Origin of the sequence: Bradyrhizobium sp. Ash2021 (assembly GCF_031202265.1) — a bacterium.
In the GTDB taxonomy this organism is placed as follows: Bacteria; Pseudomonadota; Alphaproteobacteria; order Rhizobiales; family Xanthobacteraceae; genus Bradyrhizobium.
In genome coordinates this window covers 72,588-95,022 of the sequence record NZ_CP100604.1, presented here as the reverse complement: position 1 = coordinate 95,022, position 22,435 = coordinate 72,588, and the positions used below count along the sequence as shown (strand labels likewise).

The 22,435-nt window shown below is 65.3% G+C and carries 16 protein-coding genes; 2 read left to right on the top strand and 14 right to left on the bottom strand.

The window, feature by feature from the left end; all coding sequences use genetic code 11:
- Positions 1-60: 60 nt before the first annotated feature.
- The 13 genes from addA to ubiE form a co-directional block, all read right to left on the bottom strand.
- Positions 61-3,567 (bottom strand): double-strand break repair helicase AddA, encoded by a 3,507-nt coding sequence (gene addA, locus NL528_RS00385; protein WP_375144119.1) that lies wholly within the window; start codon positions 3,565-3,567, stop codon positions 61-63.
- On the bottom strand, positions 3,564-6,710 hold the full coding sequence (addB, locus tag NL528_RS00380; protein WP_309180806.1) for a double-strand break repair protein AddB: 3,147 nt from the start codon (positions 6,708-6,710) through the stop codon (positions 3,564-3,566). The genes addA and addB overlap by 4 nt, the downstream gene beginning before the upstream one ends.
- Before the next feature lie 159 nt (positions 6,711-6,869).
- Positions 6,870-7,592: a nucleotidyltransferase family protein gene (locus NL528_RS00375; RefSeq protein ID WP_309180805.1), complete on the bottom strand. Its 723-nt coding sequence runs from the start codon at positions 7,590-7,592 to the stop codon at positions 6,870-6,872.
- Positions 7,593-7,722: 130 nt separating this feature from the next.
- Complete coding sequence (locus NL528_RS00370; protein ID WP_309180804.1) at positions 7,723-8,049, bottom strand: PilZ domain-containing protein; 327 nt, start codon at positions 8,047-8,049, stop codon at positions 7,723-7,725.
- 91 nt (positions 8,050-8,140) lie between these two features.
- Positions 8,141-9,664 (bottom strand): tRNA (adenosine(37)-N6)-threonylcarbamoyltransferase complex ATPase subunit type 1 TsaE, encoded by a 1,524-nt coding sequence (gene tsaE / locus NL528_RS00365; protein ID WP_309180803.1) that lies wholly within the window; start codon positions 9,662-9,664, stop codon positions 8,141-8,143.
- On the bottom strand, positions 9,661-12,180 hold the full coding sequence (locus tag NL528_RS00360; RefSeq protein WP_309180802.1) for an ATP-binding protein: 2,520 nt from the start codon (positions 12,178-12,180) through the stop codon (positions 9,661-9,663). Before NL528_RS00360 ends, tsaE begins: the two co-directional genes overlap by 4 nt.
- A gap of 221 nt (positions 12,181-12,401) precedes the next feature.
- Positions 12,402-12,587 (bottom strand): hypothetical protein, encoded by a 186-nt coding sequence (locus NL528_RS00355; RefSeq protein ID WP_309180801.1) that lies wholly within the window; start codon positions 12,585-12,587, stop codon positions 12,402-12,404.
- A 10-nt stretch (positions 12,588-12,597) separates the two neighbouring features.
- Positions 12,598-13,275, bottom strand: coding sequence for a cupin domain-containing protein (locus tag NL528_RS00350; RefSeq protein WP_309180800.1), 678 nt, complete (start codon positions 13,273-13,275; stop codon positions 12,598-12,600).
- Positions 13,230-13,460, bottom strand: coding sequence for a hypothetical protein (locus NL528_RS46865; RefSeq protein ID WP_375143967.1), 231 nt, complete (start codon positions 13,458-13,460; stop codon positions 13,230-13,232). The genes NL528_RS00350 and NL528_RS46865 overlap by 46 nt, the downstream gene beginning before the upstream one ends.
- A 123-nt stretch (positions 13,461-13,583) precedes the next feature.
- A complete protein-coding gene (gene dut, locus NL528_RS00345) occupies positions 13,584-13,991 on the bottom strand; it encodes a dUTP diphosphatase (protein WP_375144118.1) in 408 nt (135 codons plus the stop codon).
- A 47-nt stretch (positions 13,992-14,038) separates the two neighbouring features.
- Positions 14,039-15,469, bottom strand: coding sequence for a bifunctional phosphopantothenoylcysteine decarboxylase/phosphopantothenate--cysteine ligase CoaBC (gene coaBC, locus NL528_RS00340; protein WP_309180798.1), 1,431 nt, complete (start codon positions 15,467-15,469; stop codon positions 14,039-14,041).
- A 56-nt stretch (positions 15,470-15,525) separates the two neighbouring features.
- Positions 15,526-17,100: a 2-polyprenylphenol 6-hydroxylase gene (gene ubiB, locus NL528_RS00335; RefSeq protein WP_309180797.1), complete on the bottom strand. Its 1,575-nt coding sequence runs from the start codon at positions 17,098-17,100 to the stop codon at positions 15,526-15,528.
- Positions 17,097-17,858 (bottom strand): bifunctional demethylmenaquinone methyltransferase/2-methoxy-6-polyprenyl-1,4-benzoquinol methylase UbiE, encoded by a 762-nt coding sequence (gene ubiE / locus NL528_RS00330; RefSeq protein ID WP_309180796.1) that lies wholly within the window; start codon positions 17,856-17,858, stop codon positions 17,097-17,099. The genes ubiB and ubiE overlap by 4 nt, the downstream gene beginning before the upstream one ends.
- 241 nt (positions 17,859-18,099) lie before the next feature.
- Here ubiE and mutM point away from each other — a divergent pair, with 241 nt between their 5' ends.
- A complete protein-coding gene (mutM, locus tag NL528_RS00325) occupies positions 18,100-18,981 on the top strand; it encodes a bifunctional DNA-formamidopyrimidine glycosylase/DNA-(apurinic or apyrimidinic site) lyase (protein ID WP_309180795.1) in 882 nt (293 codons plus the stop codon).
- Positions 18,982-19,218: 237 nt separating this feature from the next.
- Entirely contained in the window at positions 19,219-20,898 is a 1,680-nt protein-coding gene (ggt, locus tag NL528_RS00320) for a gamma-glutamyltransferase (RefSeq protein WP_309180794.1), read from the top strand.
- Between the two features lie 135 nt (positions 20,899-21,033).
- Here the strand turns inward: ggt and NL528_RS00315 are convergent, their stop codons facing one another.
- The gene (locus NL528_RS00315; RefSeq protein ID WP_309180793.1) at positions 21,034-22,410 is read right to left on the bottom strand and encodes a serine protease; all 1,377 of its coding nucleotides are present in this window, start codon (positions 22,408-22,410) and stop codon (positions 21,034-21,036) included.
- Positions 22,411-22,435 lie beyond the last annotated feature (25 nt).

Here is a 22,435-nt window from a genome sequence, read left to right as displayed (position 1 = left end):
CGCGGGTGAGAATCGCGCCTGACATGATGGGCTCAAACCTATGAACGCGATCCTGCCGGGTCAAGCACGGTCATCCCTTTGGATAAGGGTTGCCAGTTGCGCGTCCAGCGCAGGGGTAGAAATCTCCATCAATTCAGGGGTTTCCGTCCAAAGCAGCGCGGCGCGGACCGGCTTCTTAGGATAAAGTTTTTGCAGCACCGCCCGGTAAAGCGCGAGCTGCCGGACATAGCCTTGGGGCGCCTCGGCCGCCAGGGTGGGCGGGGCATGGTTGGTCTTGTAATCGACGATCAGGACCTCTGAAGGCGTCACCACCAGCCGGTCGATCTGTCCGGAAACCAGCGCCTTTGGCTGTCCCGGCCGCTCCAGCCGCCCGACGATTGACACTTCCGCGCGGCTGCCGGGCGCGAATACCGGCGCAAAGCGGGCATCCACGATCAGGGCCAGCGCCGCTTCCGCCAGCGCGTTCTGCTCGTCCGCGCTCCAGCCGTCGGCGTTGCGGGCGAGATAGGCCAGCGCGGCCTCGCGGCGGCGGTCGATGGCGATATCGGGCAGCGATTGCAGCAGCCGGTGCACCAGCGTGCCGCGCTGCAGGGCACGGGCGCGCAGCGTGATCGATTCGCCGGTCCGGACCTGATGGCCGTCGCCATCGCCGGGATCGGAAGGGCGCAACAGGCCCCCGGCGGCCGTCTCCGATGGCGCCGGCGTCCGCAGCCAGGACGGCAGCTCGATCGGCGCGGCCGCTGCCGAAGCCGCGACTGCGCCGTCGGAGATCTCTGCCTCCTCGGCCCGCGCATAGCGCTTCACCACGCCATGAGGTGTTTGCAGTTCCGCAAGCTGCAGTCCGGAATTGGCGAGGCCTTTGGTGATCAGGTCGTACCAGGAGGATTTGCGCACGCTATTCATGTTGCCGGGCAGGCAGCCGCCAACGACCAGCCGGTCGGCGGCGCGCGTCATCGCGACATAGAGCAGGCGGCGGTATTCATCCTCGGTGTCGGCCAGCATGGCGCTGCGCGCGGCGGCGACACTTAAGGGATCGTCGGCCTTCCGGCCGGCCCAGACCACGACACCGGGCGCATGCGGCCCGGCATTGCCTTGCGGCAGGTTGATCAGTTTCAGCCGCTGGGTGTCCGAAGGCGACGTCGTGGTGTCGACCAGGAACACGACGGAGGCTTCCAGGCCCTTGGCGCCGTGCACGGTCATGACGCGGACTTCGTCGCGCGAGATCTCCATGTCGCGCTTCACCTCGGTGTCGGCCGCGCGCAGCCAGGCCATGAAGCCCTGCAGCGAGGCTGGCGCCTTGCGCTCATAATTCAGCGCCAGCTCCAGAAATTCGTCGAGCGCGTCGTTGGCTTCATGTCCCAGCCGCTTGAGGATTCGCGCGCGGCCGCCATCGCCGCCGAGCAGCCAGGCGTAGAACGCGAACGGGGCTTCGCTCAGGCAATGGCGCTCGCATTGCTGCAGACGCGTTAGCGCATCCCTGAACTTGCCGTCCGTCGCGGCATGCGCGGTCAATGCCTGGCGCAATGGCATTTTGCGCTGCCAGGCCAGTTGGAACAGATCGTCGTCGGTGAGGCCGAACAGCGGGCTCTTGAGCGCCACCGCCAGCGCCAGATCGTCCTGCGGCAGCAGCAACGCGTCGGCGAGGTTCATCAGGTCGATGATCGCGATGTGTTCGGTCAGCTTGAGCCGGTCGGCGCCTGCGACCGGGATACTGGCGTGCTTCAAGGCCTGGATCACCGCGTCGAACGCATTGCCGCGCCGCCGCACCAGCACCAGCACGTCGCCATAGCGCAGCCGGCGGCGGCCGTCGGTGCTGCCGGTCATGGTGCCGCCTTCCACCAGCGACTTGATCTCGGCCTGGATGCGCTTTGCCAGTTTCACTTCCGGACTGGTCACGGAGACGCCGTCGAACGGCGCGCGCCAGCCCTCGATGTCCTGCTTGCCGTCGGTTTCCGCCAATTCCCAGAGGTCGATCAGGCCGGGACCGGCGTCGGCGAGCGAATGGTGGGTCGGGTAGCCATTCTCGACCGCATGAATGCTGCGGTAGACCGCCTCGTCGCGAAACACGTGGTCGACCGATTGCAGGATCGTCGGTCCCGACCGGAACGAATAGGTGAACGATACCGGGTCGAATTTCAGCCCGGCGTCGGTGAACTTCTTCTGCAGGCCGCGGCGGCGGAGGTCGAATTCGCGGGGAGCAGCGCCCTGAAACGAGAAGATCGACTGCTTCTCGTCGCCGACCGCGAACACCGTTCGCACCACGCCGTCGCGCGCGCCGGCGCCCGATGTGAATTCGGAGATGATATGCGTGACGATGTCCCACTGCCGGGGGCTGGTGTCCTGCGCCTCGTCGATCAGCACATGATCGACGCCGCGATCGAGCTTGTAATGCACCCAGCCGGAAGAAACGCGGTCCAGCATCTCGAGGGTCTTGTCGATCAAATCGTCATAATCGAGCAGGCCGCGTTCCTGCTTCTCGCGCCGGTAGTTCGCCGCCGCCGCGGTCGCGATATGCAGCAGCGCCTCGGTGCGGTCGCGGGTCGTCACCGCGCGGCGGCGCTCGATCAGGGGATCGAGGCGACTGATTTCGGATTCAAACAGACGGCCAATTGCAGGATTGTCCCGCGCAAAGTTCTTTGTCACCACCGATTTGCGCGGCGTGCGGTCGGTGTCGGTCAGGAAAACGCCGAGATATTCATCCACTTGCGCTGCGCCGGAAAACGCCAATGCCGCCCGGAGCTGCGCTGCCTGACCTTGGTCGGTCTTGCTGCCGGTATCGAGAACGAGCGCGATGTCTTCCCAGCGCGATCGCGGCAGATTCGGTCCATCCAGAATCTCGCGCTCGACGTCTTCGATGCGGTCGCCGGCGGCAACGCCGAGCGCGGCCGACATTTGCGCTGCGACGGCGTGCGCACCGCCGGCGGCATCGGTCCAGGCCATGAAATGGTCGCGGCTGAGACAGGCCTCGCGCACCACTTCCTTGAAGGTGACGTCGGCGGCGCTGGCCATCGCCATGGTGAGCGCGCGGCCCGTGGCGCTGTCGGGATTGCGGGACGCCTCCAGCAGCACGGACAGATTGGCGCGCTCCATCATCTCGTTCTGGTCGCGGTCATCGAGCACCGCGAACCGCGCCGGCACATTGGCCTCGAACGGAAATTGCTGCAGCAGGCGGGTGCACAGCGCGTGGATGGTCTGCACCTTCAGCCCGCCCGGCGTCTCCAGCGCGCAGGCAAATAGCTTGCGCGCCGCCTTCCGCAGCTTTGCATTGACGTGCGGGATGCCTGCCTCGCGGATCGCGGCATCAAGGGCCTCGTCGCCAAGCGTGACCCAATGGCCGAGCGTGGAAAACACCCGCTCCGCCATGTTGGCGGCGGCGGCCTTGGTGAAAGTGATGCAGAGAATCTTTTCCGGCGGCACGCCTTGAAGCAGCAGCCGGATCACCCGCTGCACCAGCACATGGGTCTTGCCCGAACCGGCATTGGCCGAGACGAACGCGGAAGCCGCCGGATCGGACGCGCGCGCCTGCGTCGCGCGGACGGCATCGGGAATGGCGCGGGGTGCCTTCACCATTCCTCGATCCCCAGGCCGCCGGCCGCAGACCATTCCTTGATGCGGGCGAGGTCGTCGTAGGAGCCGTAGCGGTTCGACCACATCGACAGGCTCAACGAATTATACGCCTGGTCCTCGTCCTCGAATTTGCGGATCAGCTTTTCGAGTTCCAGCCGCGCATAGTCCGCCGCTACATCGGGCGGCTGCGGCGCATCGTTTTGCTTGATCTTCAGCTCCAGCGATCTCTGCTCGCCCGGCGGATTGTTGCCGCTGAGCCGGACATAGACGAGGTCGCCGACGGAAGAATCCGCCGGAATGTCCTTAAAACCGCCTTCCCGCAAAATCGCCGCCTCCAGCGTCAGCTGCGGCGACAGGCCCATGCGGACCTGCTTGCCGGTCGGCGGCTGTCCGGTCTTGTAATCGAGAATCGCAAAGCTGCCGTCATGACGGCGCTCGATCCGGTCGGCGCGTGCCGAGAGGATGAAAATGCGCTCATTGTCGAGGGGGATTCCGATCTCGCCCCGGATCTCGGCCTTGATCGCATCGATATGGCCGCGCCGCGCGATTTCCCAATCCGCAAACCATGCCGCGATGCGTTGAAAGCGCGGCCACCACAGCGCGCGCGCCTCCGGCCGCTCCATTAGCGGCGCAAAGTATTTCTCGCCGATGCCGCGCAGCGCCCGCACGGGATCGTCCGGCAGCGCGCCGGCGAAGGTCTCGGTGAATTCGCCGAGCGCCTCATGGATCGCCGAGCCGCGATCCGCCGCCGACAGCGGCATGTCGACGGGATCGAGCGGATCGAGCCGCAAAATATATTTGGCGTAGATCGTATAGGGATCGCGCAGCCAGTCCTCGATCGCCGTGACCGACAGTTTCAGGGGCCGTGTCGCGAGTGGCGGTTTTGGCGCGGGCTGCTGGATCGGTTCGACCTTGTCGGGCCGGTCCAGTTCGGCGGCGAAGCGAGCATAGTTTTCGCCCGCGCGCCTGGCGGTCTCCCAGCGATCTTCGCCTGCGACCGCTTCCAGCCGGTGCAGAAAGCGCGAGGCCACCGCCGGTGCGCCGCCGACCTTCGCTGAATGAGTCAGGATCACCTCGTCATGGCCGAGCAATTGCGCAAAGTCGTGTGCGGAGAGGCCGATGCGCCGCTCCGGCAGATCGAGCCCGAGTTCGTGCCGCATCGGCCGGCTCAGCCAGGGATCGATCCGCGGCGCCGGCGGCCAGACGCCCTCGACCAGCCCGCCGAGAATCACGCGGTCGGATTCCGTCAACCGCGCCTCGAGCTGGCCATAGATATGCAGATGCGCGCTTGCCGATTCCGGCCGCCGCACGATGCGATCGGCAAAGGCGGTCTGGAATACGTCGGGATAATCGCCAAGCTGGACCATCAGTCCGCTCGGCCGCCCATGGCCGAGCAAATCGTCGAACGCTGCGGCCAGCGCCGATCCCTGACTTTCCTCGAACACGAGCGCGATGCCATTCTGATCGGATGACAGCGCCGTCAGTGCGTCGCGATGGCGTTGCGCCAGTTCGGCGAAGTCATGAGGTTTCGATGAGCCGAGGCTTTCGAGCGGCAAAAGCGCCTTCTGCAAGGCCGAGATCAGCGCCTGGGCCTGATCGAGCTCTTCATCCCGCAATTTTGCGCGCTGTTCGGCCGCATGAAGCGAGGAGGTTTCGCCGCTCCTGAGCTTTCGAAGTTCGGTGCGGAAGCGATCGAAGTCGCGCGCGAGGCCGCCGCTTCCCGATTGCGGCCGCGTGCCGCGCAATACCGCCATTTCAAGCACTTCGATGGCGCGCCGGAACGCGCCATGCGCAGCACCAAGCCGGAACAGCGGATGCTTCAGCAGCGCCAGCAGCGTCGGCGGCTCCAGTCCTTTCGCCGCGGCCTCGGCGGTCAGCCGCGCAAAATTACCGGCCGCCGTGTCCATCAGCGCATCGCCGCCGGAATCGTCGAATGCGAGATTCCAGCGGGTCAGCGCCGCCATCACCCGTCGCGCCAGCGCGCGATCCGGCGTCACCAGCGCGGCCGATTTGTTCAGATGGCGCGCCTCGCGCATGGCCACCGCAATCGCAAGTGCCTCCATCTCGGGGTTGGGCGCCTCGACGACGGCAAGATTGGTCATGCCGCCTGAAATCTTCGCGGATATCTCCGGCTGTTCCAGCCGTTCGTGCCATTGTTCGGTCGCGGTGGACGGCCGCATCGTCTCGGACACCAGCACCTCGCGTCCAAGCGGCGCCGGTTCGCCCAGAATTTCGACGTCGCCCCGCTTGATCCCGAAGCGGTCCAGCAGTCCCTGCATGGCGTATTGCGGATGGTTCGAGGCCGGCGGCGTGGTGAATTTGCCTTGCGGGTCGCGGATGCCGCCGATGGTTTGCCAGGCGTCATCGTCGAGATCGGTATCGAGCCCCGGCAGCACCACCGCGCCTTGCTTGAGGAGGGCTACCGCATGCAGGAATTTTGCGGTGGCCGGCATCGAACCGGTCGAACCCGCCGCGATTACCGGACCATCGTGATGCGCCGTCAGCCGCGCGGCTTCGGCGTTGATCAAGCGGTCGCGCCGCTCCGCCGGTTCGATCCTGCCGATTTCCTTCAAATGTTCCGGCCAGGCCTTGCGGGCGATGCGAAGGAAATCCAGCGAGTGCTGCCAGTATTTGTCGAACTGGTCCGGCACCAGTTTGTCGAGCGCGTCCCAGTCGACGCCGCGCGTGACCATGTCGTCCATCAGCCGCGCCAGATCGCCCGCCAAAGCCAGCGTCGATGCCGGGCCGCCGACCACGAGCGGCGCCAGCACCGGACCCTTGGCCCATGCCGCAACCAGCGTCGCCAGCGTCAGCCGGCGCTCGAGTTCGCCGAGCCGGGGCGGGATCTCCAGCGGCGCCGTGCCGCCATATTGTTCGGAGCTTTCCGCGAAGGCCAGTTCGTCCTCGTCGATATCGCCGAGGGCGACGATGCGCGGCAATATCGCGGCGTCGACGTCGAGCACGTCGAGAAAAATTTCACGAGCCAGCCGGCCGGCGCGCCGCGTCGGCAGATACAGCGTTGCCTGCGCCAGCTTTGCGGGGTTGCTGCGCGCCTCGAATCCGTCGACCAGCCCGCCATCGACCAACGCGGCGATGACGGTGCGCAAGAACGGCACGGAGACTGGAACGCTGAAAACGCGCATGGGCTTCCTGATTCGGGATCGGGCCGTATCATGGCACGGGTAGCAGACAGGCGGGAGTGTTGGTGTTACGCCGTCATTCCGGGGCGCGTCGAAGACGCGAACCCGGAATCTTGAGATTCCGGGTCGGCGCCTTACGGCGCATCCCGGAATGACGGGGAATTACGCCACGCTTTCCAGAAAAGCCTCTTCCGCGGCCTGGACCGCGTCGGGGGTTCCGACATGCATCCACACGCCGTCCAGCCGCAGGCCGAACAGCCGTTCCTGCTCATTGGCGCGGTCGAACATCTTCGTCAGCGAAAACTCGCCTTTGGGCGCATCCGCAAACAGCGACGGCGACATGATCGCAGCGCCCGCATAGACGAACGGCACCACCTGATGCTCTTTGCGCTTGCGCAGTGCGCCATCCGCCAGCATCGCATAGTCGCCGCGGCCGGCATAGCCGATGCTGCTGGTCGTCGGCGCCATCAGCAAGAGGATATCCATGCGTTCGGGATCGAAGGCTTCGGCGAGCCGCGCCAGATTGGGCCGCACGCCGTCGATCCACATGGTGTCGGCATTGACATGGAAGAACGGGGCGGGACCGAGCAAAGGCAGCGCCTTCACCACAGCGCCGCCGGTGCCGAGCACCAGGTCGCGCTCATCGGAGATGATGACGCGCGGCCGGGCGCGGGCGGCGACGTGTTCGATGATCTGGTCGGGCAGATAATGCACGTTGACCACGGCTTCGGTGACGCCGGCGGCGGCGAGCTTGTCCAGCACGTGGTCGAGCAGCGGCTGGCCCGCGACAGGTATCAGCGGTTTCGGCATATGGTCGGTCAAGGGGCGCATGCGCACGCCGAGACCGGCGGCGAGGACCATGGCTTTGGCAGGCGTGACTAACATTTGAGGGATTTCTCGAACCGTTTAATTCTGTGCGCAGTGGATCATATCACGGTGATTCGGCTGAACCAGCGACTGTGAGGCCATAGCCATCGGACATGACGGCCGTACGACGGCGGCGGCGATACAAAATTCAGGCTTCCGTGGTCTGCTCCGCACCGCGCTTGCCCGCTTTCTTCTTCTTGTCGCCCTGTTTCAGGAAATTGACGCCGATCTGATCGCCATTGACCCAGGCCAGCTCGCAGCGGCGGTAGGCGAGGCCGGTGGACGACAGCAGCAGGAAGAATTCCTTGAGGTGCAGACCCTCGACGGAGCCCTCCACCGTGAGCTTGGCGCCGGTCTCGGAGACGTCTTCCATCACGCAGTCGCGCCGCCAGGTGCCGTCGATGCCCATCATGTGCGCCGTGAAACCGCGCTCAAATGTGACGCGCTCACCCTTGCGCCGTTCCGCAGCCGCCATGGTTGTGTTTTCCTGCTTCCAAGGAAGCCGCGTCCGCACGGGGACCACAGCCTGCCCCAGATTAAAGGCAGGCTGGCTAACAAGTGGTAAATCAGGGAACAGGCGGGGGGACGTTGGCGCCGTACCATGCGCGAAAGCCCGATAGGGCCGGGTGAGCCAGCGACCGGTTCAAATAGGTCCAGATCCGGGGCTGGTGACGCAGATAGTGCGGCTTGCCGTCGCGCCGGTTGAGCCGCGCGAAGGTGCCGAGCAGGCGGGTGTTCCGCTGCGCCGACATGATGGCGTAAAGCTCGGCAAAGTGGGCCGGATCGAAGTTCTCGTCGGCTATCCGCCGCGCCTTGATGTAGCGGGTCAACAGCGCGAGTTCGAGCTGCTCGGGGACGTCGATCCGCGCGTCCTGCAGCAGCGATACCAGGTCGTAGGCGGCTGGTCCCAGCACGGTGTCCTGGAAGTCGATGACTCCAACCCGCAATATTCCGCCGCGCTCGCCGAGCCAGATGATGTTGGGCGAATGGAAGTCCCGCATCACCCAGGTCCTCGCCGCCGCAGCGGGTTTTTCCAGCAGCTGGCGCCACATCGCGACGAATTCGGCGCGCAAATCCGGGGTCGGCTCGGTGCCGCGATCGGGCATGTACCATTCGAGCATCAGCCCGACCTCGACCAGCCACGCGTCGATGTCGAAGACCGGGATGTGGTAGGTTTCTTGTGGCGTCAGCAGCAGGATGTCCGGCAATCGCTCGCGATGCAGCGCCGCCAGCATGTCGGTCGCAGCCTCGTAACGCTCCGCGATCGGCCGCGGCGGATCGCCTTCGACGATGCCGTCGCTGCCGAAATCCTCGGTGATCAGAAAGCCCTGATCGAGGTCGGCGTGCCGGATCGCAGGTGCCGAGAAGCCGCGTTCGCGCAGGCCGCCCGCGATGGCGACGAACGGCTTGACGTCTTCGGCGAGATGAACCGCGGCGCTGTAGGATTTGCCGCCATAGATCGCCGGTCCGTCCGGGCGCCGCGGCGAATTCATCAGGATCTCCGTGCCATCGTCGCGGAGCAGCCGTGCATAGGAGCGCGTCGAGGCGTCGCCGGGCATGCGCTGGCGCTTCGCGTCCGTATGACCGGCGCCGTCGAGAAACATGCGCAGCGCGCTCAGCCGTGCAACCTGTGCCGCCGCCTTGCCATGGCCGGTGATTTCAGCGGCCCGCGCGGAAGATCCGAACGCCGGACGGTGGCTGAAGGCGATGTCGATGCGGTCGTCGGGAAGCGCGCCCTGGGCGCGCTCCGGCCATTCGATCAGCGCCAGCGTGCCCTCGGGCAGCGGCGACAGCCCGATCTCTTCCAGTTCGCTCGCATCGTTGATGCGGTAGAGATCGGCATGAATCAGCGGAAACGGCGCGAGATCGTAGCTTTGCGCCAGCGTGAAGGTCGGGCTTGGAACCTCCAGCGCATCGTCGTCGGCGAGATAGCGGATCATCGCGCGCGCCGCCGCGGTCTTGCCGGCGCCGAGATCGCCCGAGAGCGTGATGACGTCACCGGCGCCGACCAGCAAGGCGAGGTCGGCCATCAAATGCGCGGTCGCCGTCTCGTTCGCCAGCGCAACCGAGAATGTCGCGGGCTCGGTCATTCGGCGGCGTTGCGATGCGCGTTCTGGTCGATCGGAAAGTCGCACGTCACCGACGTGCCTTTGCCGACCGCCGAATCGACCCGCACCTTGCCGCCGTGCAGTTCGACAAAGGAGCGCACCAGCGACAGGCCGAGGCCGGCGCCGCGATGCCGCGAGCCGTCGGTATGGCTCTCGAACCAGTCGAACACCTTGTCTTTCACGTCCGCCGGGATGCCGGGGCCGGAATCGGTCACGGTGAAAATGACGCGGTGATCGGCGCGCCTGGCGCTGATGGTGACGGCGGCATCATGCGGCGAGAAGCCGACGGCGTTGGCCAGCAGATTGTAAAGCACCTGCACCACGCGGCGTTCGTCGCCGGTGAATTCGTCGATCTCGGGATCGATGTCGACCTTGAGCGCGATGCGATCGGTCGCGAGCCGGTCCTGAATGCCTTCGGCGGCGGCCTCGATGGCTTTTGCGATATTGACCGGGCCGAGTTCGAGCTTCATCGCGCCGGCATCGATGGTGGCGAGGTCGAGGATGTTGTTGGTGAGTGCGAGCAGCGCGTTGGTCGATTTGGTGACGTAGTCGAGATACTCGGCCTGCTTGGGCGTCAGTGGGCCGGTGGAGGGGTCGCTCAGGAAATGCGCGAAGCCGATGATGGTGGTGAGCGGCGCGCGCAGCTCGTAGGACACGTGGTGGACGAAATCCACTTTCATCTGGTCGGCGGCCTCGAGCGCTTCGTTGCGCTCGCGCAGCGCGCGCTCGACATTCTCGGTGTCGGAGATGTCCTGGAAGGTCAGCATGGTGGCGCCGTCGGGCAGCGGCATGGTCGTGCAGTCGAGCACACTGCCGTCCTTGCGTTCCAGCTTCAGCGCCACTTGGGCGCGGCTTTCGATCGCGGTGATCGCCTCGCGCAGGGTCCGCCAGGTCAGCGCGTTGTCGAACAGCGGCTTGCACCAGCTTTCCACGGTCTCGATATGCGGCTGTTCGCGCAACGCCTCGGGCGACAGCTTCCACATCTTGCAGAAAGCCGGATTGAACAATTGCACGCGGCCATTGCTGCCGAACACCGCGACGGCTTCGTTGAGATTGTCGAGCGTCTCGCGCTGGGTGCGGGCCAATCCGTCGAGCCGCCGCGCCAGATCGAGGCTTTCCGTGACATTGTCGAACAGATAGGTGACGCCGCCTTCGAGGTTCGGCGTGGTGACGACGGTGACGGCGCGGCCGTCGGGCAGGAACCAGGTGTAGGTTTCGGATTCGACGGCGCGATAGGCCTCGTGCAGCTTCGCCTTCCAGGCCCGGAAGTCCGGCTGTTCCGGCAGCTTGCGCGCGGCACGCAGCCGGTCGAGCACGCTCGAATCGTCGGGATTGGAGTCGAGAAACGCCTGATCGAGGCCCCACAGGCGCCGATAGGATTCGTTGTAGAAGGCGAGCCGCCGCTGCGCGTCGAATACCGCCACGCCTGACGACAGCTGGTCGAGGGTGCGGCGATGCGCCTCTGCCATCCGCTCCAGCGCGGCGCGCAACGCGGTCGCCTCGCTGGCATCGATCGCGATGCCGGCGCTGCCGCCGCCGAGCTTCAGCGCCCGGATGTCGTAGATGCGCCGCTCGCCGCCGACCACGATCGGGAATCGCGCGGAAAAACTGGTATTGTCGTTCAGCGCCCGGCTCATCTCGGCGCGCTGGTCGTTTTCGAGCAGCTCGAGGTTGCGGTGGATGGCGTCCGCGACGCTGGTGCCCTCGGTCGCCCGGACATAGGCGGCGTTGGCATAGCGCAGGTCGCCCTGGGCGCTCTTGGCCCAAATCGGCCAGGGCGCGGCAGCGGCGAAATCGCGCAGCAGTTCGGTCTCTTCCTGCAGCGTCCTGTAGCGGAGATTCGATTCGGCGAGTTCCCGGCGCAAGCCCCCGAGTTCGCGTATCCTGATGATGGCCTGGCCACCGATGGCGCGGCCCATGGCCTCGATCGCGCGGCCGTTCGAGGTCGAGAGGTTGAGCAGAAAGCCTTCGCCGGCCTCGCGCAGCGCATCGACGGCATGATCCATCTGCAGCGCCGGTTCCGGCGGCAGCCAGGTTCCAAAGGCCAGGATACGCTGGGGCGAGTTTTGCTGGGCGTCCTGCGAGATCAGCAGCGAGGTGTCGCCGCTGATCTGGGGCCGGTTGTCACCCGCGGCCCATGAAATCAGGACCTGGGGTTCGGCGAACAGCAGCGTGCGCAGCCGGTCGGCCTGGACTTGCAGTTCGGCGATGTCGGAGCGCAACCGGACTTCGGTCTGGGTGGCGCGAACGCGGGTGCGCATCAGCAGGATCGCCGCCACGACGGAAAAGCCGACCAGCGACAGGGCCGTCGTCAGCACCGCGAATTCCTGATGATTGAGGTCGAACCAGGCCGAAACCACCTGTGAGAGCAGGGAATCGCCGGCAAAGGCAGGTTCCGGCGCCGCCGAAGAGGCCATGGCGAGTACAATCAGGCCGTTGCGCGCCAGTGAGGTGCACGACAGCAGGGTTCGACGCATCGCCGCGACTACGCCCGACATGATTTGCCCCAGAACGCACGAATCTGCGCCCGGCGTACTCCCCCGCCGCGCACGAATCGAGCAACAATATCCCCTTCGGGAGTCAGCGGGTAAGAGTCCAGACCGTGAACGTGAATCCCTCGGGGAAAAAATGCTCGGTGAAACGATATTCGGCGCGAATCATTTCAAAATGAATCCGCTTTTTTGCGGGCATTGGCGGCCGGTCGAGCCGAATCCGCCGCTCAGCGACGCGCGGCAAGCTGCAATTTCATCACCGCGATGACGTCGCTGAACTGGGACGGATCGTCGGTGGTCCGTTTTACCAGCAGCGCGCCCTGAAGCGCCCCAAACACGAACCGCGCCACCTTGGGCGCGATCGAGGATCTGTCGGCGGTGTCTGATCGCTGCTTCGGCGCCGAATTCGTCATCGCTTCCCTGTCACGGCATCGGGCGCAGGTGACCTCGCTTTGCCCAATATGTCGCTCCGTTGTTTGATCCAAGACGGCGCCGGAATCCAGCCGGATTCCTGATCCATGTCCCGGCCCGGTAGCTCCCGTGCTCGTCACGGAGGTCGCCGGACAAAATGAATATCTCCTCGCCGCCCGGACAGTCCATCTCGACCGGCTGCGCGCCGGCCGCCAGCCGCTCGATCACGACGCATTCCCCGGTGTCGGACGCCGCATGTAGCGGCAGTTGCTCAAGGCCGCCTGGATCGCGCGCTCTCCACGTCGTGTTTTTGGTGTCGATGACGACCCGCTGCGCTTCCGTCGGCAGCATCTGTCGTAACTTGACCAGGATGGTGCATCCGGGCGCGGTTCGCGGTGTGTGACGGCTGCGCGGCGGGTTGCGGACATAGGTGCCTTCGCCGTAGTCGCCATACTCGTCGGAAAACACGCCGCCGAGGACCAGAAATTCTTCGCCGAGCGCGTGCTCGTGGGCGGGAAAGCTGCTGGCGGGCGCGTAACGCACAAGCGAGGTGGCGCGCGCGACTTCGCCGCCGACGCGATCGAGCATGCGCCGTTCGACGCCGGCCTGCGGCGACGGAACCCACGGCATCGTGTCGGTCGCAATCACGACGCGTTGCGCGAAGTCGGCGTTGATGAGTTCACTCGACATATCGGGCTCTCCCTGGTTGTGACCCGCCCCGTGTACCTGCGAGGGCGGGCCATCTTCGTCAGATCCAGCGCAGGATGCGTGCGCGCCGCCGGCAGCCCTGCCGGATAGACCACGAAGTGCAGCAGGCGCGCGAAGAAGTATACCACGACCGCCGCCTTCGTTGCCGCGTTCGAGATGCCGAGCACATGCGCGGTGAGTACGATGGGTGCGAAGATCGCGAGGTTTTCGACGGCATTGGTGTGAGCCTACCGCGATCGCCGCACGGGGAGGCTGCCCGGGAAAGTCAGATCAAGCCGGATGGAAGGATGTCAGCGCCCGGTCGAACCAAACCCGCCGCCGCCGCGGTCGGTTGCCGAAAGCGCAGTTACCAGAACGAGTTGCGCCTGCATGGCCGGCGCGATCACCAGCTGGGCGATGCGTTCGCCGCGCCGGATCGGAAACGGCGCCTGGCCATGGTTGATCAACAGCACGTTGATCTCGCCGCGATAATCCGCGTCCACGGTGCCCGGCGAATTCAAAACGGTGACGCCATGCTTGGCGGCAAGGCCCGAGCGCGGCCGCACCTGCGCCTCATAGCCCGGCGGCAGCGCGATCGTCAGCCCGGTCGGAACCATCGCGTATTTCCCCGGCGGGAGGATCAGGGGCGTCTCTGCGGGCACGGCCGCCAGCAGGTCGAGGCCTGCGGCGTCCGCGCTCTGATAGGCTGGCAGCGCCATGCCCTCGCCGTGCGGCAATTGCCTGATGTCGACCTTGATCGTTGCACTCACGAAGCTTTCTCCACGGTCTTAGCAATCCGCGCCACCAATTTGGTCGCGACTTGTTCCTTGGTCATGACAGGCCAGGAATCAACGCTGATGTTATCGGCATCCGCTCCCTCGCGCGTGAGCAAGTGGACGGTGTTGCGGTCGCCACCCATCACGCCGGTTGCGGGCGAGACATCATTGGCAACGATCCAGTCGCAGCCCTTGCGCGCGATTTTTGCCTTGGCGTTGTCGATCAGGTGCTCGGTCTCCGCCGCGAACCCGATCACCAGCGGCGGACGCTTGTCCTGCAACTTCGAAATCGTCGCCAAAATGTCGGGATTTTCGATCAGCTGCAGCGGCGGCATGCCGGCGGAAGTCTTTTTCAGTTTCTGCTCGCCTTCATTGGCGACCCGCCAGTCGGCGACCGCGGCGGCGAAGATCGCGATATCCGCAGGGAGCGCGGCTTCCACCCGATGCAGCATGTCGCGCGCCGACTCGACGCGCATGACCGTCACGCCGGGCGGATCGCGCAGTTCGACCGGGCCCGAGATCAGGATGACATCGGCGCCGGCGGCCTGCGCCGCCGCGGCAATCGCATAACCCTGCTTGCCGGAAGAGCGGTTGGCGATGTAGCGCACGGGATCGATCGGCTCGTGCGTCGGGCCTGCCGTGATCAGCACGCGCTTGCCGGCCAGCGGGCGCGGGTGCGGCGGGCGCAAAATGTGTTCGGCGGCAGCCGCGATTTCCGTTGGCTCCGCCATCCGCCCGACGCCGACTTCGCCGGCTTCGGCCATCTCGCCGGCATTGGGGCCGACGGTGGCGACACCGTCGCGCCGCAGCTGCATCACGTTGCGGCGGGTGGCGGGATTATTCCACATCAGCGGGTTCATCGCCGGCGCCAGCAGGATCGGCTTATTGGCCGCCAGCAGGACGGCGCTGGCGAGGTCGTCGGCGTGGCCCTGCGCCATCTTCGCCATCAGATCCGCGGTCGCCGGCGCCACCACGATCAGGTCGCAGTCCCGCGCGAGGCGGATATGACCGGCATCGAACTCGCTCTCGGCATCGAACAAATCGGTATAGACCCGCTCATGCGACAGCGCGCTGGCCGCCAGCGGCGTGACGAATTGCTGCGCGGCCTTGGTCAGCACGCAGCGGACCTCGATATGCCGCTCCTTGAGCCGCCGGATCAGGTCCAGCGCCTTGTAGGCGGCGATGCCGCCGCCGATGATCAGCGTGACGCGGGCCTGGCCGGTCTCGCTGGCGCGCCGGATAGCTGGCGAAGCAGCCTCGGCCGGAGCCAGCGCGGCGTCGGCTTGCACCGGACTACCTTCCAGATATTCGCGCAGGATGACCCGGACCTCTTCCTCGACCGAGCGGCCGTTCTTGGCGGAGCGAAGCCGTAAGTAGGTCTTGATGCCTTCGTCGAGCTTGCGGATGGTCAGGCTCGCCATGGCGGCCTCCAGAAAGAGGTGATTGCAATGCTAGCACAAACGTGCAGTCAATGCAATCAAAGTTGTCGGACGGCGATCAAAATTCCGATAAAGGTCGCCGCGATGATCCAGAGCGCGATGGTGCGCCAGCGGCTCTTGCGGCCCTCGGTCCGGCCCATCGCCGCGATCGTCTCCGGCGACAGTGTAACGCCTTCGCGGACCATCTTCTCCAGATGCTCCAGCACCGCCACCGAGCGCGCGGCGATCGCCGGCGCGCCTGTCAGCACCCGGCCAAGGTCGCCGGCGCCGGCCATCGCGCCCTGGATGCGCCCGATCGGTCCGAGGTTGCGCTCGATCCATTCCCGCACCACGGGATCGGCGACCTTCCAGATGTCGAGCTTCGGGTCGAAGCCGCGCGCGACCCCTTCGACCACCACCATGGTCTTCTGCAGCAGGATCAGTTCGGGGCGGGTCTGCATGTCGAACAGGCCGGTGACCTCGAGCAGAAGCGTCAACAGCTTCGCCATCGAGATTTCCTCGGCGGTGCGGTTGTGGATCGGCTCGCCGATGGCGCGGATCGCCTGCGCGAAATTCTCCACCGAGTGATGACCGGGCACGTAGCCCGCCTCGAAATGCACCTCGGCAACGCGGCGATAGTCGCGGGTGATGAAGCCCAGCAGGATTTCGGCGAGGAAGCGCCGTTCCTTCAGGCCAAGCCGGCCCATGATGCCGAAGTCGACCGCCACCAGCCGGCCGGTATCGTCGAGGAACAGATTGCCGGGATGCATGTCGGCATGGAAGAAGCCGTCGCGCAACGCATGGCGCAGAAAGCTCTGGATCACCTTGCGGCCGAGATCGGGCAGATCGATGTTCGACTGCGCGAGGCGGGCGTGATCGTTCAGCGCGATGCCGTCAATCCACTCCATCGTCAGCACGTTGTGGGTGGTGCGGTCCCAGTCGACGGTCGGCACACGAAAATCCGGATCGTCGCGCGTGTTCTCCGCCATCTCGGACAATGCGGCCGCCTCCAGCCGCAGATCCATCTCCATCGCGACCGAGCGCGACATCGTGTTGATGACCTCGACCAGCCGCAGCCGGCGCGCTTCGGCCGAATGCGACTCGGCATTGTACGCAACAAAGAAGAAATCGCCGAGGTCGCGGCGGAAGCGCGCGGCGACGTTGGGCCGGAGCACCTTGACCGCGACCGATTTGCGGACCCCATCGCGCTCGGTCTCGCCGCGATGCACTTGCGCGATCGAGGCGGCGGCGACCGCCGGCCCCAGGCTCGCAAAGGCCTGCGCCACAGGCCGTTCCAGCGATTGGGCAATGACGGCTTCGGCCTCGCCTTGCGAGAACGGCGGCAGCCGGTCCTGCAGGCTTTCCAGGTCGCGCGCCATCATGACGCCGACCACGTCGGGCCGGGTCGCCAGAAACTGCCCGAGCTTGAGATAAGCGGGGCCCAGCCGCGTCAGCGCCCGCGACAGCCGCTGACCGGACTTGGTGCCGGGCCGCTCGATCAATCGCGCCAGACGCAACGCCAACTGCCCGGGCGGCGGCACCAGGCTCGGATCGACGACGCCGAACACGCCCTCGCGCGCGAACACATAACCGGCGCGGACCAGCCGCGCGATGTGGGTCGTCGCAGAAATCACAAACGCCAGCCCGAATGCAACGCCACGATACCGCCCGAGAGGCTCTCCCACTTCACCCGCGAAAAGCCGGCGGCGCGGATCATCTCGGCAAAGGCGCTGGGCCGTGGAAATTTCCGGATCGATTCGACGAGATATTGATAGGATTCGGCGTCGCCGGTCACGGCGCGGCCGAGCGGCGGGATTATCTTGAACGAAAACAGGTCGTAGATCCGGTCGAGCCCGGGGACATCGACGGTGGAGAATTCCAGGCACAGGAAGCGGCTGCCGGGCCGCAGCACGCGATAGGCCTCGCGCAGCGCCAGATCGATCTGCGGCACGTTGCGGATGCCGAACGCGATCGTATAGGCGTCGAACGTGCGATCGGCAAACGCCAGCGCCTCGGCATTGCCCTCGACGAACGACACCTGCTCATCGAGATGACGGGCCGCGGCGCGGGTACGTCCGACCGCGAGCATGTCGCTGTTGATGTCACAGACGGTGGCGCGAAAACCTCGGCCGGCCGCCTTGGCGGCGCGGAACGCGATATCGCCGGTGCCGCCGGCAACGTCGAGCAGCGCAAACGGAGCATCGCTCTTCGGCGGATTGAGGGTGTTGATCATGATGTCCTTCCAGACCCGGTGCAGGCCCATCGACATCAAATCGTTCATCAAATCGTAGCGGGACGCCACGCTGTGAAACACATCGTTCACCAGCGTCTGTTTGTCCCCCAAGGGCACGTCCCTGAAGCCAAAATGCGTGGTTTGATCCGGCCGATCCATCAACTCATCTCCACTGGTGCCGCCGATTTGAAGTTCCTGCAGAATTTGCTGCAACTTCGATCAGAAACTTCAAATCGATCAGCGGCACCAGGATCTATATTTACTGGTGCCCCCTGACTTTCCGAAGTTCGTACAGGAGGTGCTGCGAGGGTTTACGAACTTCGGAAAGGGGGCGCTGGCGGACCATAGCGCGCCCGCCGCAATGGCGCTATCACGTCACCTTTATAAGGTGAATGCCTGCATGCCCGAATTACCCGAAGTCGAGACCGTCCGCCGCGGCCTGCAGCCCGCCATGGAGGGGGCCAAAATCGTCAAAGCGGAGGCCCGGCGCAAGGATCTGCGGTTTCCGTTCCAAAAAGACTTTGTCGCGCGGCTGGAGGGCCAGACCGTGACCGGCCTCGGCCGCCGCGCCAAATATCTGATGGCGGATCTGACTTCGGGTGACGTGCTGCTGATGCATCTGGGCATGTCCGGCTCGTTTCGCGTCCAAAAAGCTGACGGCAACACGACGCCGGGGCAATTCCACCATCCGCGCAGCGAAACCCGCACGCATGATCACGTCGTGTTTCACATGTCATCGGGCGCTGCGATCGTGTTCAACGACCCGCGCCGCTTCGGCTACATGAAGATCATTGCCCGCAACGCGCTGGAGGACGAGCCGTTGTTGAAGGGCCTCGGCCCCGAACCGCTCGGCAACGAATTCGATGCGGCGATGCTGGCGCGTTCCTGCGCCAACAAGAAGACCAGCCTCAAGGCCGCACTGCTCGATCAGCGCGTGGTCGCAGGGCTCGGCAACATCTATGTCTGCGAGGCGCTCTATCGCGCGCGTCTGTCGCCACGCCGGCTGGCGGCGACGCTGGCTACCAAAAAGGCCGAGCCGACCGATCACGCCAGGCATCTGGTAAATTCGATTCATTCGGTGCTGAACCAGGCGATCAAGGCCGGCGGCTCATCGATCAGCGATCACCGCCAGACCTCGGGCGAACTCGGCTATTTTCAGCATTCGTTTCAGGTTTACGATCGCGAAGGCGAAAAATGCCAGACCGCAGGTTGCAGCGGAATCGTACGGCGTTTCACCCAGAACGGGCGCTCGACCTTCTGGTGCCCGAAATGTCAGAAATGATTGGTGTCAGGTAATGCTACGGATGCGCCATCGCGAGCCACCGGGTCGGCGCAAAGCGCCGCCCGATGACAGGCTCCTCGCGGTGATGCTGCGGGAGCAGAATGTTCGGTCAGGCCCTCACGGGCCCAAGCTCAGTACGGTGCAATGATGCCGGATTATGAAATTATGGCTATTCCGGGAGAATACTGGCGTAGTTCAGCTGTATTACTTTCATAGACCGTGGAGCGAGAGACAAACATGACCAGTAACTGGCGGGATCGCGCGGGCACCGATTTCCACTGTCAGAAACAGCCGGCGTCCTCGAGCCGCGGCATGGTGGTCAGCAATCATCCGCTGGCCTCGGCAGCAGGCGTCGAAATGCTCGCCGCCGGCGGCAACGCCATCGACGCGGCGATCGCGACGTTGTTTACACTGACTGTGGTCGAACCGATGATGGTCGGCATCATCGGCGGCGGCATGGCGCACATCCGGCTTGCCGACGGCAGCCATCGCTTCATCGATGGCCAGAGCACCGTTCCATCAGCGGTTCGGCCCGACACCTACACATCGAAGCCGGGCTCCGCGCACGACGTGTTCGATACGATCGGTGACGAAAATCTGAACGGCCCGAAAGCGGTCGCCGTGCCCGGCTCGCTGAAAGCCTGGTGCGAGACGCTGCACCGGTTCGGGACCATGAGCCTCGCCGACGTGATGCAGCCCGCGATCAAGCACGCCGCGCGCGGCTATGCCGCGACGCCCTATTTGCACGAATGCATCAGCGACTGCGCCGACGAGATGCGCAAGGACAAGGCGATCTCGGCGATCTATCTCCCCGGCGGGATGCCGATCAAGCCCGGCGAGCGCGTGATGCAATCGGAATATGCGGAAACGCTGACCTATATCGCGCAACATGGCGAGGCGGCGCTGTATCAGGGGCCGCTCGGCGACATCCTGGTCGACTACATGAAGGCCAATGGCGGCTTCATCGCCCGCGAGGATCTCACCAGCTACAAGACCGTCGAGCGTCAGCCGGTCCGGGCCGATTATCGCGGCTGGGTCATCCTGGGGCCGCCGCCGCCCGCCGCATCCGGCGTGCACATCGCGCAGATGCTGAATATTCTGGAAGGCTACGATATCGCCGAACTCGGCTTCGGCACCGCGGAGACGATTCACTATCTCGCCGAGGTCCTCAAGATCGCCTTTGCCGACCGCGCCGCTGCCAGCGGCGATCCCGATTTCATCAACGTGCCGGTGGAGCGGCTGACCTCAAAAGCCTATGCCGACGAGCGCCGCGGCGCGATCGATTCAACCCGGGCGCAGAAATGGGGCGCCGGCGTGCAACAGCTCGAAGGCGCACACACCACGCACATGACGGCGGCGGATGCGTTTGGCAACGTGATCGCGACCACGCAGACCATCAACAATCTGTTCGGCGCCAAGATCATGATTCCCGGTCTCGGCACCGTGCCGAACAATTACATGAACTTGTATGATCCCCGTCCCGGCCATGCGCTGTCGCTGGCGCCGGGCAAACGCGTCACCACCTCGATGTCGCCGATGATGGCGCTGCGCGACGGCAAGCTCGCTTACGCGCTCGGCCTGCCCGGCGGAAAACGGATTTTCCCGAGCGCGCTGCAGGCGCTGGTCAATCTGATCGACCACGGCATGAGCCTGCAGGAAGCGGTCGAGGCGCCGCGGGTCTGGACCGAGGGCAATGCGCTCGAGGTCGAACTGGCGGTGCCGGACAATGTCCGCGCCAAACTCACTTCGTTTGGCCACAAGGTGCTGGCGGTGCCGACCGTCGCCGGTGGCATGAATGGGATCCAGTTTCACGACGACGGCCGGATGTCGGGCGCGGCCTGCTGGCGCGCGGACGGTACGCCGATCGGCATGGCCGGCGGGCTCGCGCGCGCGGGCGTGCGGTTCGGGCTGGCGTGAGGAGCGATGCGCGGCAGGATTAACGGACGTCATACCCGCGAAAGCGGGTATCCAGTACGCCGCGCCTTCTCGGCTATTTCACAGGTCTCTGGGATACTGGATCATCCGCTTTCGCGGATGATGACCACTAGTGATCTACTTCCTCACGCAGATCACGCGGACCACCGAGGCTTTTGCATCCGACGATCCGCCCGATGCATTGACGCCATTGGCTTTGAGGAAATCGCGCACGGTATCGGCCGGCACCAGCGTCGCCTGGGCAGGCGTGGCATTCGCCGGACCCGCAACCAGCACCGGCTTCAACAGGGCGATGCCGGCGAACTTGCCGTCGGCATCGATCGCCGCCGCGCCGGAAAAGCCGAGCGCCGGCGGCGGCGACAGCGCCACGTCGTTGCCGCCGCCGATCTGGGCCACCGTCGCCTTGACGCTGCTGACGGCCGCGCCGCCACCCTGGCTCTGGGGATCCGATATGCCGGTGAGGTCGAGCGCCGTCTTCGACGCGCCGCCCGTGAGGTTGAGCGGCTTCAGCCCGCGCGCGCCGTAGATGCGCAGCAAGGCCAGATCATGGCCCTTGTCCTCGGCGATCCGGTCGGCGTTGCCGTAGCCGCCGATCGTGACCGCGAGACATTCGTCGGTGACCTGACGGTCGGTCACGATCGCACCGTCGTCGCTGACCACGATTCCGGTACCGTATTCCACCGTCTTGCGCGGCGGGGGCCCCGCGACCTGCGCGCCGGTCGGAAACGCGTTGAAGGCGCTCGACATCGCGATCACGACAGGCTCGACGGTATTTTCCGTGGCCTGATCGTAGAGGATGGTGAGGATGCGGACCTCGTCACCCCTGAAGGTCCCGCGCAGATAGAATTTTTTCAGGCCCTGCAGGCCGGACAGCACGAAGAAGTCCGGCTTGACCACGGTGTAGTCGATGTTGCGCCCCGGCTCCTTCTTTTCCCGCTCGGCCAGTTTTGCGGTGGTGGGGTTGGCTTCCTTGCGCCGCGCCAGTTGAATCTGGATCGTTCCGGTGGACGAGGTCCATTTGGCGCCATTGGCGTCGCTGGTCTGCTGTGGCGTCAGTTTTGAGGGAATGCCGAGCCGCACGCCGGTGCCGGGATCGGTGACGATCTTCCAGCCGACACTGTCCTGCCGCCGTTTCGCGGTGTCGGCGAGGATGCCCCGCTCCTGCGGATTGAGCACGCCGGTCGGCTTGCCGCCGCGGGCTTTCTGGAATTCCTTGATGGCGGCGACCATGCGCTCGCTGACATCGCCGGTGATGGCGCCATTATACTGGCCGACCCAGGCGAGATCCGACTGCAGCGCCAGGCGTTCCGCCTGCGCCATGGCATTCGCCGTCTCCTCCGGCTTTTGCATCGCGGGGCGGATCGGCACCGTCGTCACCACCTTCGGCTTGGCGCCCGCCGTGGTTGGCGCCGTCAGCTGCGCCTGCGCGGAGGCCCCCGGGACGACAAAAATGTTGGCCACGACCATCAATGTTGCTGAAAGCACGGATCTCATGACAAATCCCGGAAGCCATTGACGT

Coding starts and splice junctions, on each gene's coding strand:
- addB (WP_309180806.1), bottom strand. CDS start 6,710: ATGCGCGTTTTCAGCGTTCCAGTCTCCGTGCCGTTCTTGCGCACCGTC.
- NL528_RS00375 (WP_309180805.1), bottom strand. CDS start 7,592: ATGTTAGTCACGCCTGCCAAAGCCATGGTCCTCGCCGCCGGTCTCGGC.
- NL528_RS00370 (WP_309180804.1), bottom strand. CDS start 8,049: ATGGCGGCTGCGGAACGGCGCAAGGGTGAGCGCGTCACATTTGAGCGC.
- tsaE (WP_309180803.1), bottom strand. CDS start 9,664: ATGACCGAGCCCGCGACATTCTCGGTTGCGCTGGCGAACGAGACGGCG.
- NL528_RS00360 (WP_309180802.1), bottom strand. CDS start 12,180: ATGTCGGGCGTAGTCGCGGCGATGCGTCGAACCCTGCTGTCGTGCACC.
- NL528_RS00355 (WP_309180801.1), bottom strand. CDS start 12,587: ATGACGAATTCGGCGCCGAAGCAGCGATCAGACACCGCCGACAGATCC.
- NL528_RS00350 (WP_309180800.1), bottom strand. CDS start 13,275: ATGTCGAGTGAACTCATCAACGCCGACTTCGCGCAACGCGTCGTGATT.
- dut (WP_375144118.1), bottom strand. CDS start 13,991: ATGGCGCTGCCAGCCTATCAGAGCGCGGACGCCGCAGGCCTCGACCTG.
- coaBC (WP_309180798.1), bottom strand. CDS start 15,469: ATGGCGAGCCTGACCATCCGCAAGCTCGACGAAGGCATCAAGACCTAC.
- ubiE (WP_309180796.1), bottom strand. CDS start 17,858: ATGGATCGGCCGGATCAAACCACGCATTTTGGCTTCAGGGACGTGCCC.
- mutM (WP_309180795.1), top strand. CDS start 18,100: ATGCCCGAATTACCCGAAGTCGAGACCGTCCGCCGCGGCCTGCAGCCC.
- ggt (WP_309180794.1), top strand. CDS start 19,219: ATGACCAGTAACTGGCGGGATCGCGCGGGCACCGATTTCCACTGTCAG.
- NL528_RS00315 (WP_309180793.1), bottom strand. CDS start 22,410: ATGAGATCCGTGCTTTCAGCAACATTGATGGTCGTGGCCAACATTTTT.